At 71.3% G+C, this 19,231-nt stretch carries 14 protein-coding genes; 6 read left to right on the top strand and 8 right to left on the bottom strand.

Going from position 1 to position 19,231, the window contains the following annotated elements:
- Nucleotides 1–12 precede the first annotated feature (12 nt).
- A complete protein-coding gene (locus ACWCQ1_RS03220; protein ID WP_133048480.1) occupies nt 13–423 on the bottom strand; it encodes a PaaI family thioesterase in 411 nt (136 codons plus the stop codon).
- A 76-nt stretch (nt 424–499) separates the two neighbouring features.
- Between ACWCQ1_RS03220 and ACWCQ1_RS03215 the strand changes: the two genes are divergently transcribed.
- The gene (locus ACWCQ1_RS03215) at nt 500–925 is read left to right on the top strand and encodes a MarR family winged helix-turn-helix transcriptional regulator (protein WP_133048481.1); all 426 of its coding nucleotides are present in this window, start codon (nt 500–502) and stop codon (nt 923–925) included.
- A gap of 8 nt (nt 926–933) precedes the next feature.
- On the opposite strand, the gene ACWCQ1_RS03210 is transcribed toward ACWCQ1_RS03215, so the two are convergent.
- Nucleotides 934–2,508 carry an alpha/beta hydrolase gene (locus tag ACWCQ1_RS03210; protein WP_451025720.1) on the bottom strand — a complete coding sequence of 525 codons (1,575 nt, stop codon included), beginning with the start codon at nt 2,506–2,508 and terminating at the stop codon, nt 934–936.
- 323 nt (nt 2,509–2,831) lie between these two features.
- On the opposite strand from ACWCQ1_RS03210, the gene ACWCQ1_RS03205 reads away from it, so the two are divergent.
- Nucleotides 2,832–3,437, top strand: a complete 606-nt coding sequence (locus tag ACWCQ1_RS03205) for a chaplin (RefSeq protein WP_451025719.1) — start codon at nt 2,832–2,834, stop codon at nt 3,435–3,437.
- A gap of 95 nt (nt 3,438–3,532) precedes the next feature.
- Here the strand turns inward: ACWCQ1_RS03205 and ACWCQ1_RS03200 are convergent, their stop codons facing one another.
- From ACWCQ1_RS03200 to ACWCQ1_RS03190, 3 genes are all read right to left on the bottom strand, one after another.
- On the bottom strand, nt 3,533–4,261 hold the full coding sequence (locus tag ACWCQ1_RS03200) for a class I SAM-dependent methyltransferase (protein WP_358600158.1): 729 nt from the start codon (nt 4,259–4,261) through the stop codon (nt 3,533–3,535).
- Nucleotides 4,262–4,268: 7 nt separating this feature from the next.
- The gene (locus tag ACWCQ1_RS03195) at nt 4,269–8,555 is read right to left on the bottom strand and encodes an aminotransferase class I/II-fold pyridoxal phosphate-dependent enzyme (RefSeq protein WP_451025718.1); all 4,287 of its coding nucleotides are present in this window, start codon (nt 8,553–8,555) and stop codon (nt 4,269–4,271) included.
- Between the two features lie 127 nt (nt 8,556–8,682).
- Nucleotides 8,683–9,168: a nucleoside deaminase gene (locus tag ACWCQ1_RS03190; RefSeq protein ID WP_451025717.1), complete on the bottom strand. Its 486-nt coding sequence runs from the start codon at nt 9,166–9,168 to the stop codon at nt 8,683–8,685.
- 280 nt (nt 9,169–9,448) lie between these two features.
- Between ACWCQ1_RS03190 and ACWCQ1_RS03185 the strand changes: the two genes are divergently transcribed.
- Nucleotides 9,449–10,225: a GNAT family N-acetyltransferase gene (locus ACWCQ1_RS03185; RefSeq protein ID WP_451025716.1), complete on the top strand. Its 777-nt coding sequence runs from the start codon at nt 9,449–9,451 to the stop codon at nt 10,223–10,225.
- A gap of 219 nt (nt 10,226–10,444) precedes the next feature.
- Nucleotides 10,445–11,365 carry an NAD-dependent epimerase/dehydratase family protein gene (locus ACWCQ1_RS03180; protein WP_358600146.1) on the top strand — a complete coding sequence of 307 codons (921 nt, stop codon included), beginning with the start codon at nt 10,445–10,447 and terminating at the stop codon, nt 11,363–11,365.
- Nucleotides 11,366–11,641: 276 nt separating this feature from the next.
- On the opposite strand, the gene ACWCQ1_RS03175 is transcribed toward ACWCQ1_RS03180, so the two are convergent.
- Nucleotides 11,642–11,905 (bottom strand): GlsB/YeaQ/YmgE family stress response membrane protein, encoded by a 264-nt coding sequence (locus ACWCQ1_RS03175; RefSeq protein ID WP_358600143.1) that lies wholly within the window; start codon nt 11,903–11,905, stop codon nt 11,642–11,644.
- 216 nt (nt 11,906–12,121) lie between these two features.
- Between ACWCQ1_RS03175 and ACWCQ1_RS03170 the strand changes: the two genes are divergently transcribed.
- Nucleotides 12,122–13,552, top strand: coding sequence for a hydrolase (locus ACWCQ1_RS03170; RefSeq protein ID WP_358600140.1), 1,431 nt, complete (start codon nt 12,122–12,124; stop codon nt 13,550–13,552).
- On the opposite strand, the gene ACWCQ1_RS03165 is transcribed toward ACWCQ1_RS03170, so the two are convergent.
- Both ACWCQ1_RS03165 and ACWCQ1_RS03160 read right to left on the bottom strand, forming a co-directional pair.
- Nucleotides 13,539–16,271: a glycoside hydrolase family 2 protein gene (locus ACWCQ1_RS03165; RefSeq protein WP_451025715.1), complete on the bottom strand. Its 2,733-nt coding sequence runs from the start codon at nt 16,269–16,271 to the stop codon at nt 13,539–13,541. The genes ACWCQ1_RS03170 and ACWCQ1_RS03165 overlap by 14 nt on opposite strands.
- A gap of 103 nt (nt 16,272–16,374) precedes the next feature.
- Nucleotides 16,375–17,559: an ROK family protein gene (locus ACWCQ1_RS03160; protein ID WP_451025714.1), complete on the bottom strand. Its 1,185-nt coding sequence runs from the start codon at nt 17,557–17,559 to the stop codon at nt 16,375–16,377.
- Between the two features lie 126 nt (nt 17,560–17,685).
- Between ACWCQ1_RS03160 and ACWCQ1_RS03155 the strand changes: the two genes are divergently transcribed.
- Nucleotides 17,686–19,134 (top strand): APC family permease, encoded by a 1,449-nt coding sequence (locus ACWCQ1_RS03155; RefSeq protein WP_358600131.1) that lies wholly within the window; start codon nt 17,686–17,688, stop codon nt 19,132–19,134.
- Nucleotides 19,135–19,231 lie beyond the last annotated feature (97 nt).

Below are 19,231 nucleotides of genomic sequence, written 5' to 3'. Positions count from 1 at the left end.
CCGGCGCGATCACTAGCGGGGCGCGGTCACCGCGATGTTGCCCTGTGCCACCGCGCACAGGGTCCGCGCCCCGGCGCCGTCGACGGTCGTCAGGTCGCAGCGGCACACGATCCGGGTCCGGCCCGCCCGTATCACCTGGGCATGGGCGCGCAGGGTCTCGCCGGTGGCGGGGCGCAGGTAGTCGATGGTGAAACCGGAGGTGATCAGGCCGGGCCCGGCCACCGTGGCCGCGGCGATCGTCAGCGTGTTGTCGGCGGCGTAGGACAGGACCCCGCCGTGGACGAAGCCGTACTGCTGGAGCAGGTCCTCGCGGATGTCCAGCTCCAGCGTGGCCTCACCGTCCCCGAAGGCCGTCAGGCGGGCGCCCAGCAGACGGCTGAAGGGCTGCTCCGCGAGGGTCTTCCGGGCGAGCTCAAGATCCATCGCCGCGCACCTCCAGCCTCAGTTCACCAGTGAAGTGAGGGTGGCGCGCGACGGTGTCCTCTGTCAACATCGGCCCATGTCCGAGCCCGACCAGCGCCTGTTCTTCCTGCTGCAACGCGCCGCACACCGGCTGCGCACCACGGCGGACCGGCGCTGCGTGGCCGCGGCCGGAGTCACCACGGCCCAGCTGGGGGCGCTGTTCGCCGTGCGGGACCGGCCCGGCACCACCCAGCAGGAACTCGCCCGCACCCTCGGGCTGCGCGAGTCCGCCATCACCGCGCTGGTCACCCGGCTCAGCTCCGCGGGCCTGCTGAGCAAGCGACCGCATCCACGCCAACACCGGGCCGTGGTGCTGGAGTTGACCGACATGGGCGCGGACGCCCTGCGGGCCGCGCAACCGGAGATCGACGCCTTCAACGCCGAACTGCGAGCCCTCCTCGGCGAGGAGGGCTTCGTCCGCACGGCCGGCGCGCTGCACCGGCTCGCCCACTGGGACGAGTGACGTCCTCGTCAGTCGTCCTCGTCCGCCCCGCACGAGCTGCCGCTCGGGGGCAGGGAGCCGTAGAGCAGGAAGTCGTCGACCTTCCGGTGCACGCACTTGGAGGAGCCGTAACCGGTGTGACCCTCGCCCCTGTTGTCGAGGACCACGGCCGAGGAGCCGAGCCGTTTCGCGGTCTCCACGGTCCACCGGTAGGGGGTCGCCGGGTCTCCGCGGGTGCCGACCAGGAGCATCCTGGCCGAGTGGAGGTCGCGCACCTCGTCGCGGATGTAGTCGGTGCCCTTGGGGCGGCCGTAGCACATGAGCAGTTGGGTGAGCCGATAGCGGCCGAAGACGGGGGAGGCCTCCTCGTACTGGGCCCGGAGCCGGACCAGGTCCTTGGTGAGCTGCTCGGCGCTGGGGCGGTCGGGATCGTCGGCGCAGTTGATCGCCATCAGCGCCGCGGGGAGATTGTCGAGCGGGACGTCGTCCTCGTCGACCAGGCCGCCGTTTCCCGCGTGGGGTGCGGAGGGCGAGAAGCCGCCATGCGCGAACGCCATGACACCGCGGGTGTCGCCGTCCTCCACGAGCTGGGCCAGGGCCCGCTCCAGCGAGGGCCACAACTCCTCGCTGTACAGGCCCTGTCCGATGGCGCCCACGAGGTCCTGGCCGGTGAACTGTTGGCCCAGGTCGGTCGACACGGGATCCTCGTCGAGGGAGTGGACCAGCTGCACGACCTGCTCACCGGCGCGCCGCGCGTCCTGGCCCAGCGGGCAGGCGATGTCCTTGACACACCAGTCGACGAAGTCGTCCAGCGCCGTCTGCTGCCCCTCGGCGCCCGCGATGCCCTGCTCGGACATCGGTTCGGTGAGGGTGTCGACACCGTCGAGCACCAACCGGCCGACCTTCTTGGGGAACTGGGCCGCGTACACGGCGCCGAGCCGGGTTCCGTAGGAGAAACCAAGGTAGTTGAGCTTCTTGTCGCCCAGGGCCTGACGCATCACGTCCAGGTCGTGGGCGGCGTACATCGTGCCTATGTACGGCAGAACGGGCCCGGAGTGCCTGGCGCACTCGGCGGCGGCCTTGCGCAACTGCCGCAGCACGTCCTGCGGATGGACCAGGTTCGGATCGCCCGCCTCCGCGACCGACGCCTCGTCGACACCGTTGCCGCAGCTGACCGGGGAGGACCGGCCGACGCCGCGCGGGTCGAACGTGACCACGTCGTAGGCGTTCGTCAGGCCCATGAAGTCCTTGCCGCCGCCCGCGAGTTCGCTCACGCCCGACCCGCCGGGTCCACCGAAGTTCAGCAGGACCGAGCCGCGCTTCGGGCCCGTCGCACGGTAGCGGGCCAGCGCGAGGTCGAGCCTGCCGGCGCGGGGGCGGGCGTAGTCGAGCGGGACGGTGACCTTGCCGCACTGCAGATCCGCCGGCACGTCCGCGCCCTTGCACCGGGTCCAGTGGATCTTCTGCCCGTAGAAGCGGGACAGGTCGGGGCCGGCGCGTTCGGCGGCGGCCGTCGGCAGCCCCGCGGCGAGCAGGGTCGCGGCGGCGGTCGCGGTCACCGCGCAGCGCCGCACCGCGGGCCGCGTCGACATCTTGGCCAGCATCGATGCCTCCATGGGCGCCCGTCGCGGAGCGGGAGAACGGCGCCCTCGCTCACGATAAGCGGACCCCGGAACGCGCGCCTCCGGACGGGCGGGAGTGACCGGGGTGCCGTACGCTCCCGCCGCGCCGGCAGTGATCGGACGGCTTTACAGCCAGTTCGACAACCGTGCCGCTCGATGGGGTGAAAGGCCGCTAAGCCATAACTCGGATCCTTCGCCCGGCGTTTTACGCGGTGCGGGCACCTGCCCGTCTCCCCGGCGCGGGCGGTGGCCCGCGACCCCGTCTGGAAGGCAGCGAAGCCATGAGAAGGGTTACCCGAAACGGTGTGATCGCCGTCGCCGCCGCCTCCGGCGCGATGGCGCTGACGGCTCCCGCCCATGCCGGCTCCTCGGCGGACGGCGCCGCGGCCGGCTCGCCCGGGCTGATCTCCGGCAACACCGTGCAGTTGCCGGTGCAGGTGCCGGTCGAGGTCTGCGGGAACACCGTGAACGTCGTGGGGCTCCTCAACCCCGCGTCCGGCAACCGCTGCGTCGACGAGGGCGGTCACCGGGCGCCGGGCGCGCCCGTGGCCCACGGCAGCCGGGCACACGGCGGAGGAAAGGATTCACCGGGCGTCCTGTCCGGCAACGGCTTGCAGCTCCCCGTGCACCTCCCCCTGAACGTCAGCGGCAACACGGTGAATGTGGGCGGCGTCGGCAACGCGGCCGTGAACAACCACTCCGCGCCGCCCTCCCACAACGGGCCCGACCACCCCACCCACCGCACCCCGCCCAAGCCCCACCCGGCTCCGCCGGCCGCCCCCGAGCACGCCGCCGCGTCCCTCGCCCACACGGGCACGGACGCGACCCTGCCGGCGGCAGCGACGAGCGCCGCGCTGATCCTGACGGGAGCAGCCGTCTACCGCCGCTCTCGCTCCCGCACGGACCGCTGAACCGAGGAATCCACGGGCGGAAGCCCGGCCGACGTGGCGACCGGGGCGGGCGGGCTTTCCGGTGTCGGAGCCGGTCGCCCGCCGGAGGAGCCGGCTCAGCGAGCCCTGGCCGTCAGCAGGACCATTCCCGAGTCGCCGTAGTTCGGGAGTGTTGGGTCCGTGTCGATTCGGGTGACGGAAAGGGTTTGGGTCAGAGGGGTGAAGACCTTGGTGACCGTTTTCGGGCTCACCGGGCAGCCGGGCCAGATGGAGGCCGGGCCGATGCGGTACGTCGGCATGTTCTCCATGAAGGCCGCCACGAGATAGCCCCCCGGTGCGACGCAGCGCACGAAGGCGCGGCAGAAGTCGGCGAACTCCGCGAGGTCCTCCGTGGCGCCCTCCGCGACGAAGTGCATGGACGCCAGGCCGTACGCCCCGGGTTCCAGCCCGCGCGCGTCGGCGTGGACGACGTCGACGTAGGCCAGCGCTCCCGCCAGCGTGGCGGGGATGTCCGGATTGAGCCGGCGGCACAGCGCGTGGAACGGCAGCCAGCTCGCGTCGGGCCCGTGCCGCAGTTGACGCTCCAGATAGGCGACGTTGCCCGCCCCCGCCTCCACCGCCTCGATACGGCGGCTCGCGGCGGACGCGAGGATCAGCGGGTAGAGATTGGGCCCCGCGCCGAACTCGACCGACCGCTCGACGCAGCCCGGTGCCAGCCGCCGGTAGAACTCCGAGTGGTGGGCGATGACCGCGGCGTCCGACGGATGCAGGTCCCGGTAGTTCTCCGCGAGGTAGTCCGCGATCGGCCACCGGTCCCAGTCCACGTCGTCGTTGTGCGTGGTCACGGCCGGCTCAGCCCTTCGCCTTCAGCGGGAAGCGCGCGGCCAGCCGACTGAGCGCGCCGGTCAGCACGTCGATGTCCTCGTCCGAGTTCAGGGCCGTGATCTGCACCCGGAACCCCACCCGGTCACGCGGTACGAGGGGATACGAGGCCAGCGTCACATAGATGCCCTCCTCCCACAGGAAGTCCGCCACCGCGTCCAGGTCGTCCGCGTTCGCCAGTGGGATCTCGATGATCGGCAGCCGGTCCCGGTTGAGCGTGCCGACGTTCAGGTCGCCGAGGTGTTCCAGGACCCGGGCGGTGCGGCGGTACAGATCGGCGCGCAGCGCGTCGCCGCGGCGCTCGTTGACGTCGAGCCCGGCCAGCGCGGTCGCCAGGGAAGCGGTCGGCGAGGGGCCGGAGTACAGATACGGCCCTGCGGCCGTCTTGAGCCGGTTCTTCAGCTCGGTCGGCAGCGCCAGGAAGGCGAGCAGCGACGAGTACGCCTTGGAGAACCCGGAGCACAGTACGATCCCGTCGTACGACTCACCGGTGTGCCGCACGATGCTGTTGCCGCGCGAGCCGTAGGGACAGGGCTCGAGAGGCCCGCGCTCCCCGATCACCCCGAAACCGTGCGCGTCGTCGACGTACAGCGTCGCGCCCCCGGCCCGGCACACCGAGGCCAGCGCGGGCAGGTCGGGGATGTTGCCGCTCATGCTGTTGACGCCGTCGAGGCACACCAGCCGCGGCAGGCCCGCCGGCACCGAGGCCAGCAGGGCCTCCAGTTCGTCGGGTCGTTCGGCGTGGAAGCGGTGCAGGGTGGCGCCCTGGCCGCGGGCCACGAGGCAGCCGTCGTACACCGTTCGGTGCGCCATCGCCTCCACGAAGACATGGCCGCTCTCGGCCAGGATCGGGATCACGGACGAGTGGATCAGGGTGAGCGTCGGCAGCAGCAGCGTGTCGGGGGCGCCCAGCAGTTCGGCGAGCCGCTCCTCGATGTCCGGGTACAGCCGCGGGCTGCCCAGCAGGCGGGACCAGCTGGGATGGGTGCCCCAGCGCCGTACCGTCGGTTCCACGGCGTCGATGATCTCCGGGTCCCAGTCGAAGCCCAGGTAGTTGCAGGACGCGAAGTCGATCAGCCAGTGGCCGCGGCTGCGGATGTGCCGGCCGCGCACCTCGTCGAGGACCGCGTCGCTCATCGGGCTGGTCCGCCGCAGATGTTCGAGGTCCGCCCACCGCGCCGCCCGCCGCTCCCCGTCCTCGGTCCGTGCGGCCGGGACGCGCGCCGGCCCCGCGGCGGCGGGTGGTGCGGGGCACCTTCCCTGGTGCTGCCGCAGCACGCGCTCGCTCTGCTGCACCGTCATCGGCCGGGCGAACAGGAAGCCCTGCCCGAACCGGCAGCCCATGCTCGCCAGCAGATCGCGCTGGGCCTGGTCCTCGATGCCCTCGGCGATCACCTGCAGGCCCAGGGTGTCGGCGATCCGCACGATGCCCTCGACGAGCGCCACCTGCTGGGCGTCGCGGGTGATGTCGTCGATGAAGGTCTTGTCTATCTTCAGCGCGTCCAGGGGAAAGTCCCGCAGATACCGCAGCGAGGAGAAGCCGGTCCCGAAGTCGTCGACCGCGATGTGCACCCCGAGTTCCTTCAGGGAGCGCAGCACGGCCTGGACCTGGGTGTCGCGGCGCAGCAGCACGGTCTCGGTCAGTTCCAGCTGCAGGGACCCGGGCGCCAGGCCGGGTGTGCGCAGCGCCTGGTCGACCTGGTCCAGGAAGCCCACGTCACGGAACTGGCGTGCGGAGACGTTCACACTGACGTACGGCGGGACGGCGGGCCCGGGCAGTCTCTGCAGTCCGGCGATGTCGTTGACCGCGTTCTCCAGCACCCACGCCCCGAGCACCGCGATGTGCCCGGTCTCCTCGGCCATCGAGATGAACTGCTCCGGCGGCACCGGCCGGGGCAGGGCCTGCGGCCAGCGGATCAGCGCCTCGAATCCGACGACCTCGCCTGCGGTGATGTCCACGACGGGCTGGTAGCGCAGGGCGAACTCGTTGCCCTCGACCGCGCGGGCCAGCCGGCTCTGCAGATCGTGCCGTTCGACCATGCGGGTGTGCAGCAGGGGCTGGAACCGGCGCCACTGGCGTTTTCCGGCCGCCTTCGCCGCGTACAGCGCGAGGTCGGCGTGGCCGAGCAGTTCCTCCGCGTCGGTGCTGTCGCGGGCCGTGGCCACGCCCACGCTGGCCGAGACGGTCACCGACTCGGAGGCGACGTGGAAGGGCCGGGTGAGGGTCTGGATCACCTGGGCGGCCAGCAGCTCCGCGTCCAGGGGTTCACGGGCGTCCTCCATCAGCACGGCGAACTCGTCGCCGCCCAGCCGGGCCGCGGTGTCGGTGCGCCTGAGGGTCTTGGAGAGGCGGTTGCCGACGGAGACGAGCAGATGGTCGCCGGCCGAGTGCCCGAGCGTGTCGTTGACCAGCTTGAAGTCGTCGAGGTCGATGAAGAGCAGACAGGTCAGGGAGGACTCGCGGCGTCCGCGCAGCAGGGCGCGTTCGATCCGCTCCAGCAGCAGGGTCCGGTTGGGCAGACCGGTCAGCGAGTCGTGGAAGGCGCGCTGGGTCAGCTCGTGCGCCAGCCGGCGCTGCTCGGTCACGTCGCGCAGGGTGACCACCAGGCCGTTCACGGTCCGCTCGTCCCGGAAGTCGCTGCACCGCACCTCCACCTCGACCCGGCCGTTGCGGCGCCGAACCCACCAGTGGTCGTGGGTGGCCCGCGGCCCGGACTCCCGCACGGCCCGCAGCTCGCGTACCGCCCGGTTGCGGTCGCGGGGGTCGACCAGGTCCGGCAGACAGGCGCCGACCACGTCCGCGGTGCCGAACACACCGGCGGCCGAGGGGCTCGCGTAGCGGATGGTGTCGTCGTCCTCGACGATGAGGATGACGTCCGAGGTGTTGCGCACGAGGGTGCGGAAGTACGCCTCGCTCTCCCTGCGGACGATCTCCTGGCGCAGGGAGACCCGCTCCATGGCCAGGCCCGCGTGCGAGGCCAGGATCTCCAGGGAGCTGCGGGTCTCACTCAGCGGGCCGACCGGTCCGGCGACCAGCAGCACGCCCGGGACGTCGCCGTAGGGACGGTCGGGCGGGATCATCAGGCACACCAGGACGGTGTCCGCGGCGTCGGGTCCGGTGTCGATGTCGAGCTCGCGGGCGGCCACGATCCGCCCGTGGTACTGCGCCAGCTCCGCCGCCCGCTCGGCCGGCAGCAGCATCGTCCGGTGGCCGACGGCCGTGCCCAGCAGCCGGTCGACGGCCGCCTCGCAGGACTGGGCGACCTGCCCCGGCCGTACCGCCGAGACCAGCGAGGCGGCCGCCCGGCGGAGGGTCAGCTCCCGGGTGACGGCGCTGCGGTGGGCGACGACCAGAGCCGACAGCCGCAGGATCACGAGGAGGAAGAGCAGGCCGGAGAACGCGGCGATCACGGACGCGTCGTGGGCCGTGTGCGTCAACCCTTCGTACAGCAGGATGCCCGGCGCGATCAGTGTCGCCACGGCCAGGAGCAGCAGGCGTCGGCGGGGCGCCGGCAGCGCCCGCCGCTGCGGTTCGGCCGCGGTCAGCTGGGCCATGTCCGGGTGCAGCGCGGCCTGGGCCCACGCGGTGTAGAAGATGATCCAGCCGGCGTCGAGTGCCGTGCCGGTCTGCCACAGGGAGTTGAGCTGCAGGATGCCGTAGGCGATGTCGAAGCCGAGCAGGGTGACGGTCCCGATGACCAGGAGCTGCACCGACCGGTTGTGGCCGTCGACCGAACTCAGGGTGAGCAGGCGGGCGAGCAGGGCGAGGACGAGTACGTCACCGAGGGGGTAGGCGATGCTGATGGCCCGCTGCTGCCAGGTCAGCCCGTCCAGCTGGGTGAGCGGCTGCACCAGGTAGACCCATACCGGAAGGGCCAGGGCGGCGGTGAAGATCATCGCGTCCAGCAGGCTCGGCAGATCGTGGCCCGCCCAGCGGTAGTGCACCAGCCCGGACAGGCCGATGGCGAACAGGGGATAGGTGGCCAGGTAACTGGCGTCCGAGGGAGAGGGGAAGGGGTTGGAGGCGTGGAAGTACTGCTCCAGCACGTTGTAGTACGTGTCCCCCGCGACGAAGGTGAGCAACCCGGCGGCCAGCACCCACCAGGGCCAGCGGTGGGCGGGTCGGTTGACCAGGCTTCCGGCCACCACGGCTGCGGCGCTGGAAAGCCCGATGAGCGCCCACAGAGGCGCGCGTGCCGCCGGTACTGCCATGTACACGACCGTGGCGACAGCGACCAGCGTGCCATGAGCGGCCATCAGCCGTTGTGCCGGCAGCAAAGGAAAACGCCTCCCCTACGGGAGGAGACCTGGCGGTCCGTCTGGTCTGGTACCCCAGATCGTAGGCACCCCTGACGCGGGGCTGCATCTCGGACGGCTTCGTGCCTCAGACGTCCCGGTGGTGAAAGCGCCGGTGCAGGGCGCGCACCTGCCCGGCCAACTCCGGTACCGGGCCGTCCACCGTTACACCCGGTGCCACGTCGTTGACCGGCAGTGTGCGCACCGGCGGCGCGGGCACGCCCAACTCCGTGAGCCAGCCGGCGAGTTGCTCCGAGGAGGCGACGTACACGATGCGGCCGAGGCCCACCCAGGCGTGCGCGGCCGCGCACATCGGGCAGTGCTCGCCGGAGGTGTACAACGTGGCGGCCGCCCGCTCCTCGGGGGAGAGCCGGGCCGTCGACCAGCGGGCCAGTGCGAACTCGGGGTGCCGGGTGCGGTCGCCGGAGGCCACCCGGTTGCGGTCCTCGGCGAGCACGGTGCCGTCCGCTCCCACCAGCACCGACCCGAACGGCTCGTCCCCGGCCTCCAGTGCCTCTTCCGCCAGCTCGACACACCGGCGCAGATACGGCAGTTCGGCGTCCCTCACGACCATGACGTACGGCCCTCCTCGCGTGGCGATCTTCGCGGGCAGCCTAGAGCCTGGTGCGAAGGTCCCGCCTGCCCCGTGACGCCCGGCACGCCCCCACGCTCGAACAGCCTCGCGCGGGGGACCCCCATGGCGCGGCAGGGCCCGCCCTCCGGGCTGACGGCGGGACTTTGGCGGCAGGCCCTGGGCGCCGCGGCGCGCCCGGAAAGTCCGCCCGGTGCGGCGGCGGCATACCGGGGCGCGTAAAGCGGTTGCCGGGTGCGCGCCCCGGTGCTGGAGTGATCACATGGTTCACGCAGCGGTGCTCGCCCTCTTCGACCGGGACATGCGCGAGGGGGCGCAGCCGGACGGCCCCGACGCGCGGGTGGAGCGGGTGGGCGGCGTGGTGCGCCAGGTGTCCTCGGCGCGCGGCTGGAACGGCGTCGTGTGGTCCGACCTGGACGAGACGAACGCCGACGAGGTGATCGCCGCGCAGATCGCCTACTTCTCCGGGCTGGGCCGCGAGTTCGAGTGGAAGCTGTACGGGCACGACCTGCCGGTGGACCTGGGGGAGCGGCTGCGGAGCGCGGGGTTCACGGCCGAGCCCGAGGAGACGCTGATGATCGCCGAGGTCGCCGCCCTCGACCTCGACGCCCGGCCGCCCGAGGGCGTGCGCCTGCTGCCGGTCACCGACGCGGCCGGCGTCGACCTGGTGGCGGACGTACACGAGAAGGCCTTCGGCACCGACGGCTCCCGGCTGCGGCACCAGCTGCTGGCCCGGCTGACGGAGGAGCCGGACACGATCGTCGCCGTCGTCGCGCTGGCCGGGGACGAACCGGTGAGCGCGGCCCGGATGGAGCTGGTGCCCGGCACCCGGTTCGCCGGGCTGTGGGGCGGCGGCACCGTGGAGGGCTGGCGCGGCCGGGGTGTCTACCGGGCCCTGGTCGCCCACCGCGCCCGCGCCGCCGTGGAGCGCGGCTACCGCTACCTCCAGGTCGACGCCTCCAGCCAGAGCCGCCCCATCCTGGAACGCCTCGGCTTCGCACCCCTGACCACGACGACGCCGTACACGTACGTGCCTTAGGGCCCTTCTGATGGATCTCCGCGGCGTCACGGCGCCCGGCATGCACGCTCGCCGCACGGCGCGAAGGGACAGGTGGCTCCGCCACATGACCCTTCACACCGCACGCCGATCGCACGCACCGGACGCCGCTCCTTCCCCCGCGGAGATCCATCAGAAGGGCCCTGGCGCGGCCCAGGGACCGGATGTCACATCCGCGGCGGTTCGATCCGTCGCAGGGGCATGACGACGAACCAGAAGAGCCAGAGCATCCTCCTCGCGGGCGCCAGCGGCGTCCTCGGCGGTCACATCACGCGCGCGCTGACCGAGGCGGGCCACAAGGTCACCGGCCTCGGGCGCGGCCCGGCGAACGGCGTACGGGCGGACCTGATGGACCGCGACGCGCTGCTGCGCGCCGTCGACGGGCAGCACTTCGACACCGTCATCCACGCCGTCACCGCCCTGCGCAAGGCGCCCATGCGCCACCGCGACATGTACGCCACCGACGCCCTGCGGACCGAGGGAACCGCCCATCTCGTCGAGGCCGCACAGGCCACCGGCGCCCGGCGCCTGATCAGCGAGTCGATGGTCTTCGGCTACGGCTACGGGGACTTCGGCGACCACGTCATCACCGAGGACGACGTGTTCGGTCCGCGCGGCACCACCCCTCAGCTGGAGCGGCATGTCGAGGGCATGCGCGTCAAGGAACAACTCACCTTCGAGGCCGCCGGGATGGCGGGCATCTCGCTGCGCTTCGGCCTGTTCTACGGTCCCGGCGGCACCGACGCGATCCTGCCCATGCTGCGCAAGCGGCAGTTGCCCGTTCCCGCCGACCACGGCCGGCTGCTGCCGTGGATCGAGCTGACCGACGCGGCCCGCGCGGTCGTCGCCGCCGTCGAACACGGCCGGGCCGGCCAGGCGTACAACATCACCGACCGCACCCCGTTCGGTTTCCGCGCTCATGTCCAGTGCGTGGCCGAGGAGTTCGGCCTGCCCAGGCCGATGACCGTGCCACGGTGGCTGACCCGCCCGATGTCCTACGCGCACACCATGTTCGCGACGAACATGCGCGTGTCCTCGGCGAAGGCGGAGCGGGAGCTCGGCTGGACGCCCGTGCACCCGTCCTGCCGGGACGGTCTGGCAGCGCTGGCCGCGCACCGTTGACCGGTCGACCGGGGCCGTTCGGACGAGGGCCGTTCGGACGAGGGCCGTTCGGACCGGAGCCGGAGGCCGAACGGCCCCCCGCCACGCAAGGCCGCAGCTGGGAACCTGACTTACGGGGGAGAGCCTCCCGGCGCCCGACTCTCCCGCTCGGGGCGCACGGTCGAGGCGGCGGGCCCGCCGATCGTCGAGGGGAGCCGCATCGGCGGGCCCGGCTCGGTGTCGCGCAGCAACGGCCGTCCGGACCCGCGCACTCGTCCTACGGTCTTCCGGCCGCCGTCAGCGGTGTGCCTTCGCCCGGTCCAGCGCGGCCACGCCGACCGCCGCCAGACCGATCTGGATGAGCCACTCGATCCAGTCGACGCCCTTGGTGTCCTGGACCCCGAGTCCGGCGGCGATCGCCGAGCCGATCAGCGCGGCCACGATGCCGACGAGGATGGTCCACAGAATGCCGATGCGCTGACGCCCGGGAACCACGAGGCGACCCAGCACGCCGATGACGATGCCGATGAGAATGGCACTGACGATGCCAGCGATCTCCATTTCTGCCCCTCTTCGTCCGTACCCCCGCACCTTCTCTCTGCCCCCAGAATGCGGAAGCAGTCCACGCCGGTTATTGCCGGGACTTTCTGTTCACACGGCCGCCATGCCATGTACCTTTCAAGCGTTCAACGCGTGTAGAAGTCCGAACCCCCCATCTACGCGCGCAGATTGGCGCCCGCACCGCCTCTACCCCACCCCCTCACGGAGGTTCGACGGATGCTCCGATCCAGAAGATCCCGCCGCGGACTCACCACCGCCCTGGCCGGCCTCGGCCTGCTCGTCACCGGGGCCGCCCTCCAGGTCGCCACCCCGGCCACGCCCGCCCACGCGGCCACCACGCACCGCGTCCTGTTCGACGACGGCCACGCCGAGGAAGCCGGCAACGCCGACTGGATCATCTCCACCAGCAAGCCCGACCCGCTCGCCCAGGACTCCTCCCCGTCCGCCGAGACGGACTGGACCGGCGCGTTGTCGTCGTGGGGCGTCGCCCTGCAGAGGACCGGCAGCTACAGCCTGAAGACCGCCACCAGCGCCCTCACCTACGGCGGCTCGTCGTCCACGGACCTGTCGAACTTCGACACCCTGGTCCTGCCGGAGCCGAACACGCTGTTCACGTCCGCCGAGAAGACGGCGATCATGAACTTCGTGAAGAACGGCGGCGGCCTGTTCATGATCTCCGACCACACCGGCGCCGACCGCAACAACGACGGCGAGGACGCGGTCGAGATCCTCAACGACCTGATGACCAACAACAGCGTCGACTCCACCGACCCGTTCGGCTTCTCCATCGACTCGCTGGACATCAGCTCCGGCTACCCGGCCGCGATCAGCGACAGCAGTGACCCGGTGCTGCACGGCTCCTTCGGCACGGTCACCAAGAGCCTCATCGCCGACGGCACGACGGCCACCCTCAAGCCGTCCGACAACTCCTCCGTCAAGGGCCTGGTCTACCGCTCCGGCTACTCCGGCAACACCGGCGCCTTCTTCCTGACGTCCACCTTCGGCAGCGGCCGCGTCGCCTTCTGGGGCGACAGCTCGCCGATCGACGACGGCACCGGCCAGTCCGGCAACACCCTCTACGACGGCTGGAACGACTCCGGCGCCACCAACGCCGCCCTCGCCCTGAACGCCACCGCGTGGCTGGCCGGGGACGGCAGCAGCAGTGGCGGCGGAGGCGGCGGGGGCACCGGCACCTGCACCGCCGCCCAGCTGCTCGGCAACAACGGCTTCGAGTCGGGCAACACCACCTGGGCCGCCAGCAGCGGCGTCATCACCAACTCCAGCAGCGAGGCCGCCCGCACTGGCTCCTACAAGGCCTGGCTCGACGGCTACGGATCGGCCCACACCGACACCCTGTCGCAGTCGGTGACCATCCCGTCCGGCTGCTCCGCGACCCTCAGCTTCTACCTGCACGTGGACACCGCGGAGACCACCACCGGCACCGCCTACGACAAACTGACGGTCACCGCCGGATCCACCACCCTGGCCACGTACTCGAACCTCAACGCCACCTCCGGATACGTCCTGAAGTCCTTCGACGTCTCCTCGCTGGCCGGCACGACCGCCACCATCAAGTTCACCGGCGTCGAGGGGTCGACCCTCCAGACGTCCTTCGTCATCGACGACACCGCGCTCAACGTGAGCTGAGCCGACCGGACGGTTCCGGCGCCCCGGCCGGAACCGTCCGCTCCGCCGTGTTCCAGCCGGAGACCCTGACGGCCGGCGCGGAACCGCGCAGATCCGCCGTCCGGTAGGTGACGGTCAGCGTCGCCGACTCACCCGGCCACAGACTCACCTCGTTGTCCGACCACTGGACCGGCAGCACCGGCTGCCCCTTCGCGTCCACGAGATGGACGTCGGTGAGCAGCGACGGCGTCTTCCCGCTCCCGGTGTTGCGCAGGGTCACGGTCGTGGTGGACGTACCGCCCGAGGACGCCGTCGACGCCGTGGCCGACACCGGCACCTGCGCCATCGAGGTCAGCCCCTTGAGGTCGGCGTAGCTGGTCGTCGGCGTGTAGTACCAGTCGGTGTTGGCCCAGTCGAGCGTGTCGGGCTTGCTGGACAGCCAGTAGACGTTCCGGCCGACCTCCTTGCCGGAGCCGTCGGTCAGGGTCAGCCGCAGCAGATACGTCGTCGCCAGTCCGCTCACCGACGAGGGCAGGGTGAGGGGAGAGGCGTGCGCGCCGTCGCCGTTGACCTTCACCCCGGTGACCGTCTTGTCGTACTTCTGCGTGCCGTCGGGGTTGAACAGCGTCGCCCGGACCGTGAGCCCGGAGGCCGATGCGTGCCGGTTGTCGACGACGACCACCGAGCGGTCGTCGTAGCTGTACTGGACGTGCAGTGGCTCGTTCGCCTTCTTGGCCCCGAAGTAGGCGCCGCCCTGGTCGAGGTAACGGTCCATCAGCTGCCAGTGCAGCGAGGTCCAGCCGCTGTTGAACATCCAGTAGACGACGCCCGTCGAGGGCTTGGCGGCGTCGGTGGCGTTGCGCCCGTACGCCTCGAACTGCGCCCGGACGTTCTCGTACTGCGCGAGCTGGGCCTTGCTGACGTAGTCGGTGAGGCTGGTCGGGGCGCCGTAGCGGCCGGTGAGGGCGTTGTCGTAGAGCTTGAGGGTGCCGAAGGTGGAGGACGGCGAGCGGTGGTACTGCTTGGCGCCCGGGTCCTTCCACAGGGTGTCGAGTTCGGCCGGGCTCATCATGCGGCGCAGCGTGTCGAGGGTGGGGATGTCGGGGCCCGCGCTGGTCTCGGAGTTGAAGCCGGTCGCACCGCCCTCGCGCTTGGCGTACCAGTAGTTGGGCGGGATCCAGTCGTAGGGGCCGGTCATCTTCATGCCCGAACTGCCCAGCTGCGGTGAGGAGTTGTCGGAGGCGGCGGCCACGACGGGGGCGCTCCAGTCGGCGGCCTTCAGGGCGTCGAGGTAGTTCTTCTCGATCGTCGCGTCGGGGGCGAAGTCGCTGCCGATGAGGAAGGAGATCACGCTCGGGTGGTCGCGCAGCCGGGCGGCCTCGGCGGCCATCGACGCCTGGGCGACCGGGTAGTCGGCGGCCGTCCACTTGTCGCCGGACTCGCCCCCGTTGACCTGGCCCTCCCACTTGTCGCAGCACTCCCAGCCGGGCAGCGTGAGGATGCCGTAGCGGTCGGCGAGGTCGAAGAACTCGTCGGGTTCGAGGTGGCCCTCGAGGCGGATGGTGTTGAGGCCCAGGTCGAGGGCGTACTTCAGTCGGTCCTCGACGTACGTCCGGTCCCAGCGCAGGAACTCGTCCGGCGACCAGCCGCCGCCCTTGATCAGCAGCTTGCGGCCGTTGACGCGGTACTGGCGGGCGCCGTCGGAGTTCAGCGGCGCCTGGACGTCACGGATGCCGAAGCTCTGGTGCGCGGTGTCGGAGGGGGCGCCGGAGACGGACGCGGTGAGGTTCAGGTCGTACAGGGGCTGGCCGCCCATGCCGGCCGGCCACCAGACCTTCGGGGAGGTGAGGTGGAGGCCGGGCACGTCGGACGGGGTGAAGGTGACGGTCTTCGTCTCGTGCGCGGCGAGGGAGACGGACCGGGTGAACGTCGTCGGACCGATGCTGCCGGAGACCGTGGCCGTCACCGGCGCGTCGGAGTCGTTGCGGGCCTGCGCCTTGACGGTGAGGTCGGCCGAGGCGAGCGAGGGGACGTCCAGCTTCGTCACCACGTGGGCGTCCCGCAGGGCGACCGGGCCGCCGCGCCGGACGACGACGTCACGGACGATGCCCATGTTCTCGTCGGGCGGCGGCTGCAGCCAGTCGATCCAGCCCATGGTGAGGTTCTTGTTCGGGTCGTTGGGCTGGATCCGGAACGCCACGGTGTTCGTGCCCTGACGGACCAGTGACGTGACGTCCAGTTCGTGGTCGGTGTAGGCGCCGGTGACGTCCTTCGTGGTGGCGACCTGCTTGCCGTTGACGTAGACGTCGGCCGCCGAGATCACCCCGCTGAAGTCGAGGTAGGTGCGCTCGGCGGTGTCGGCGACCGTGAAGTCGGAGCGGTACCACCAGGGGACCTGGAAGTCGGCCTTGGGGATCTTCTGCTGGTTGGTCGAGTAGAAGGGGTCGGCGTGGACGCCGTCGGCGAGCAGGGCCGCGAGGACCGTGGAGCGGGGGCCGGCCGGATACCAGCCGGTCGCCGGATAGCCGGGCGAGGAGACGTCGGCCGCCGGGTCGGAGACCTTCGCCGTCGACTGGATCGCGTAGCCGGATAACGCGGTCGTACTGCCCGCGGCGGACGGGACCCGGGTGAGCCGGCCCGGTGGGGCGGCCCGGTGGTGGGGGTCGGCCCAGGCGCTGGTCGTCAGGGGACCCAGCAGACCCAGGACTACGGCGGCCGTGGCGAGACGGTGTCTGTTCACGGAGTCTCCAGCCCTTTCGTAAAGTTAGGAAACTTTACTAACGCGGGTCACGCTAAGGCGCCTCGTGGGCCGTGTCAATCACCGTGGCGCCCGCGCGAGTTGCTCAGGACGCGGCCGAACGGCGCTCGAACACCACGTCCCGGGCCGTCCCGAGCGCCGTCGCCACCGCGCCCAGCAGCACCGCGTCCTCGCCGAGCCGGCTGGGCGCGATCCGCGGCCGCAGCGGGGTCAGCGTCCGCAGATGATCCCGCACCGGCTTGAGCAGCAGGTCCACGCTGTGGCCGACTCCGCCGCCGAGCACCACGAGATCGGGGTCGAGCACGGCCGCCGCGGCCGCGACGGTGTGCGCGATCCGCTCGCCCTCCAGCCGCACCGCCCTTACCGCCGCCTCGTCCCCCCGCCGGGCCGCGTCGAACACGGCCTTCGCGGTGAGCTGCCCGCTCATCCCGAACCGGCGCGCCGCCTCCACCACGGCCACCCCCGACACCGCGTCCTCCAGCCGCTCCGGCTTCTGCTGTCCCGGCCACGGCAGGAACCCGATCTCCCCGGCCAGCCCGTGCGCCCCCGTGAACAGCCGCCCCTCGCTGACCACGCCCATGCCGAGCCCGGTGCCGATCAGGATGTACAAGAACAGCCTGCTGCCCGCGCCGACGCCGTAGGTGTACTCGCCGAGCGCGGCCAGATTGGCGTCGTTGTGCACCTCCAGCGGCACGCCCAGCTCCTCCCGCATCCGGTCGAAGAGCCCGGCCCGCCCCCAGCCCGGCAGATGCATCGCGTACCGCACCCGGTGCTGCTTCTCGTCGTACACCCCCGGCGTGCCCACCACCGCGTGCACCACCTCGTCCGGCGCCACCCCGGAACCGGCGACCACCTGGCGGGCCGTCGCCACCACCAGGTCGGCCATGGCCCGGGAGCTGCGGGCCCGGTTGCGCACCTCGGAACGGGCGACCACCGAGCCGTCCAGGTCGGCGACCGCGACCCGCAGCCAGCTGCGGCCGACGTCGATGCCGAGCGCGTAGCCGGCCGCCGGGTCGGGTGCGTACAGAACGGCGATGCGGCCTCTTTCCGGTGCGTGGGTACCCACCTCGTGCACGAGTCCCGCCGCTGCCAGGGAGGCGAGGGCGCTGGACACCGTCGGCTTGGACAGACCCGTCTCCCGCGCGAGCTGGGCACGAGAGGCCGCCCCCGCGGCCCGCAGCCGGTCGAGCAGCAGGCGCTCGTTGGTGCTGCGCAGCCGCCGGCGGTTCCAGGGCTGTTCCTGCTGGTCTACGGCGTCACTGGCGGGCATCGCACCATTCTCACTTATCCGTTGGGCCCTCTTGACGCATCAAGTAAGGCTCCTTAACTTTATCCGCCAGTCAGCCTCGCCGGGCCAGCCTTGGGCTGCCCAGCGCCCGGTGCCTCGGGAGTCCCCATGTCCGGTAGTCCGCCACCCAATGGTGGTTTCGTCCGTCGCGTAGGCCTGTTCCAGGCCACCGCCATCAACATGAGCCAGATGTGCGGCATCGGCCCGTTCGTCACGATCCCGCTGATGGTCGCCGCCTTCGGCGGTCCGCAGGCGGTGATCGGGTTCGTCGCGGGAGCGGTCCTCGCCCTCGCCGACGGACTGGTGTGGGCCGAACTGGGCGCCGCGATGCCCGGTTCCGGCGGCAGTTACGTCTATCTGCGCCAGGCATTCCAGTACCGCACGGGCCGGCTGATGCCGTTCCTGTTCGTCTGGACGGCGATGCTCTTCATCCCGCTGATCATGTCGACCGGCGTGGTCGGCTTCGTCCAGTACCTGGGCTACCTGGCCCCGGACCTGACCAAGACCCAGGGCGATCTGATCGGCCTCGGCGTCATCGTCCTCGTGGTCGTCCTGCTGTGGCGGGGCATCGAGAACATCGCCCGGATCACCGCGGTGATGTGGGCGGTCATGATCGCCTCCGTGGTGCTGGTGATCCTCGCCGCGGCGACCGACTTCAGCGCGCACCTCGCCTTCACCTACCCCGCCCACGCCTTCGACCTGGGCAGCAACACCTTCTGGATCGGCTTCGCGGCCGGTCTGACCATCGGCATCTACGACTACCTCGGCTACAACACCACGGCCTACATGGGTGCCGAGATCAAGGACCCCGGCCGGGTCCTGCCCCGCTCGATCATCTACGCCATCCTCGGCATCATGACGATCTACCTGCTGCTGCAGATCGGCACGCTGGGTGTGATCGACTGGCACCGGATGACGGACGCCAAGGACATCGCCTCCACCTCGGTGGCCTCGGCGGTGCTGGAGAAGACCTGGGGCAAGGCGGCCGCCGACACGGTCACCGTGCTCATCCTGATCACGGCCTTCGCCTCCGTCTTCACCGGCCTGCTCGGCGGCTCGCGGGTTCCCTACGACGCGGCCCGTGAGCGGGTCTTCTTCCGCCCCTACGCCAAGCTGCACCCCAAGCACCGCTTCCCGATGCTGGGGCTTGCGACCATGGGCGTGTTCACGGCGATCGGCTTCCTCATCGGCCGGCACACCGACCTCGCGACCCTGATCCAGCTGCTGACCACGGTGATGGTCATCGTCCAGGCGCTGGCCCAGATCATCGCCCTGACGGTGCTGCGCAAGCGGCAGCCGACGCTGAAACGGCCGTACCGCATGTGGCTCTACCCGGTGCCGAGCATCGTCGCCTTCGTCGGCTGGTGCGTGATCTACGGATACGCCGACAAGAACTCGCCCGGTCGCCATCCCATCGAGTGGTCGCTGGCCTGGCTGGCCCTCGGCTGTCTCGCGTACGTGCTGTGGGCGCGCTTCGAGAAGGTGTGGCCGTTCGGCCCGAAGGAGATCTCCGAGGAGTACCTGACCCCGCCGGAACCGGAGCCGGCGGCCACCTGAAAAAGGCGCGGCGCCCGTGCGGCGCCTGAGCTAGAGTCTCGTCATCCGTGAAGCCTCCTCGGGCGGACCACCATCCGCCCGGGGAGGCTTTTCCCGT

The organism is Streptomyces sp. NPDC002144 (assembly GCF_053593695.1).
This window is presented reverse-complemented; position numbering and strand designations above follow the sequence as displayed.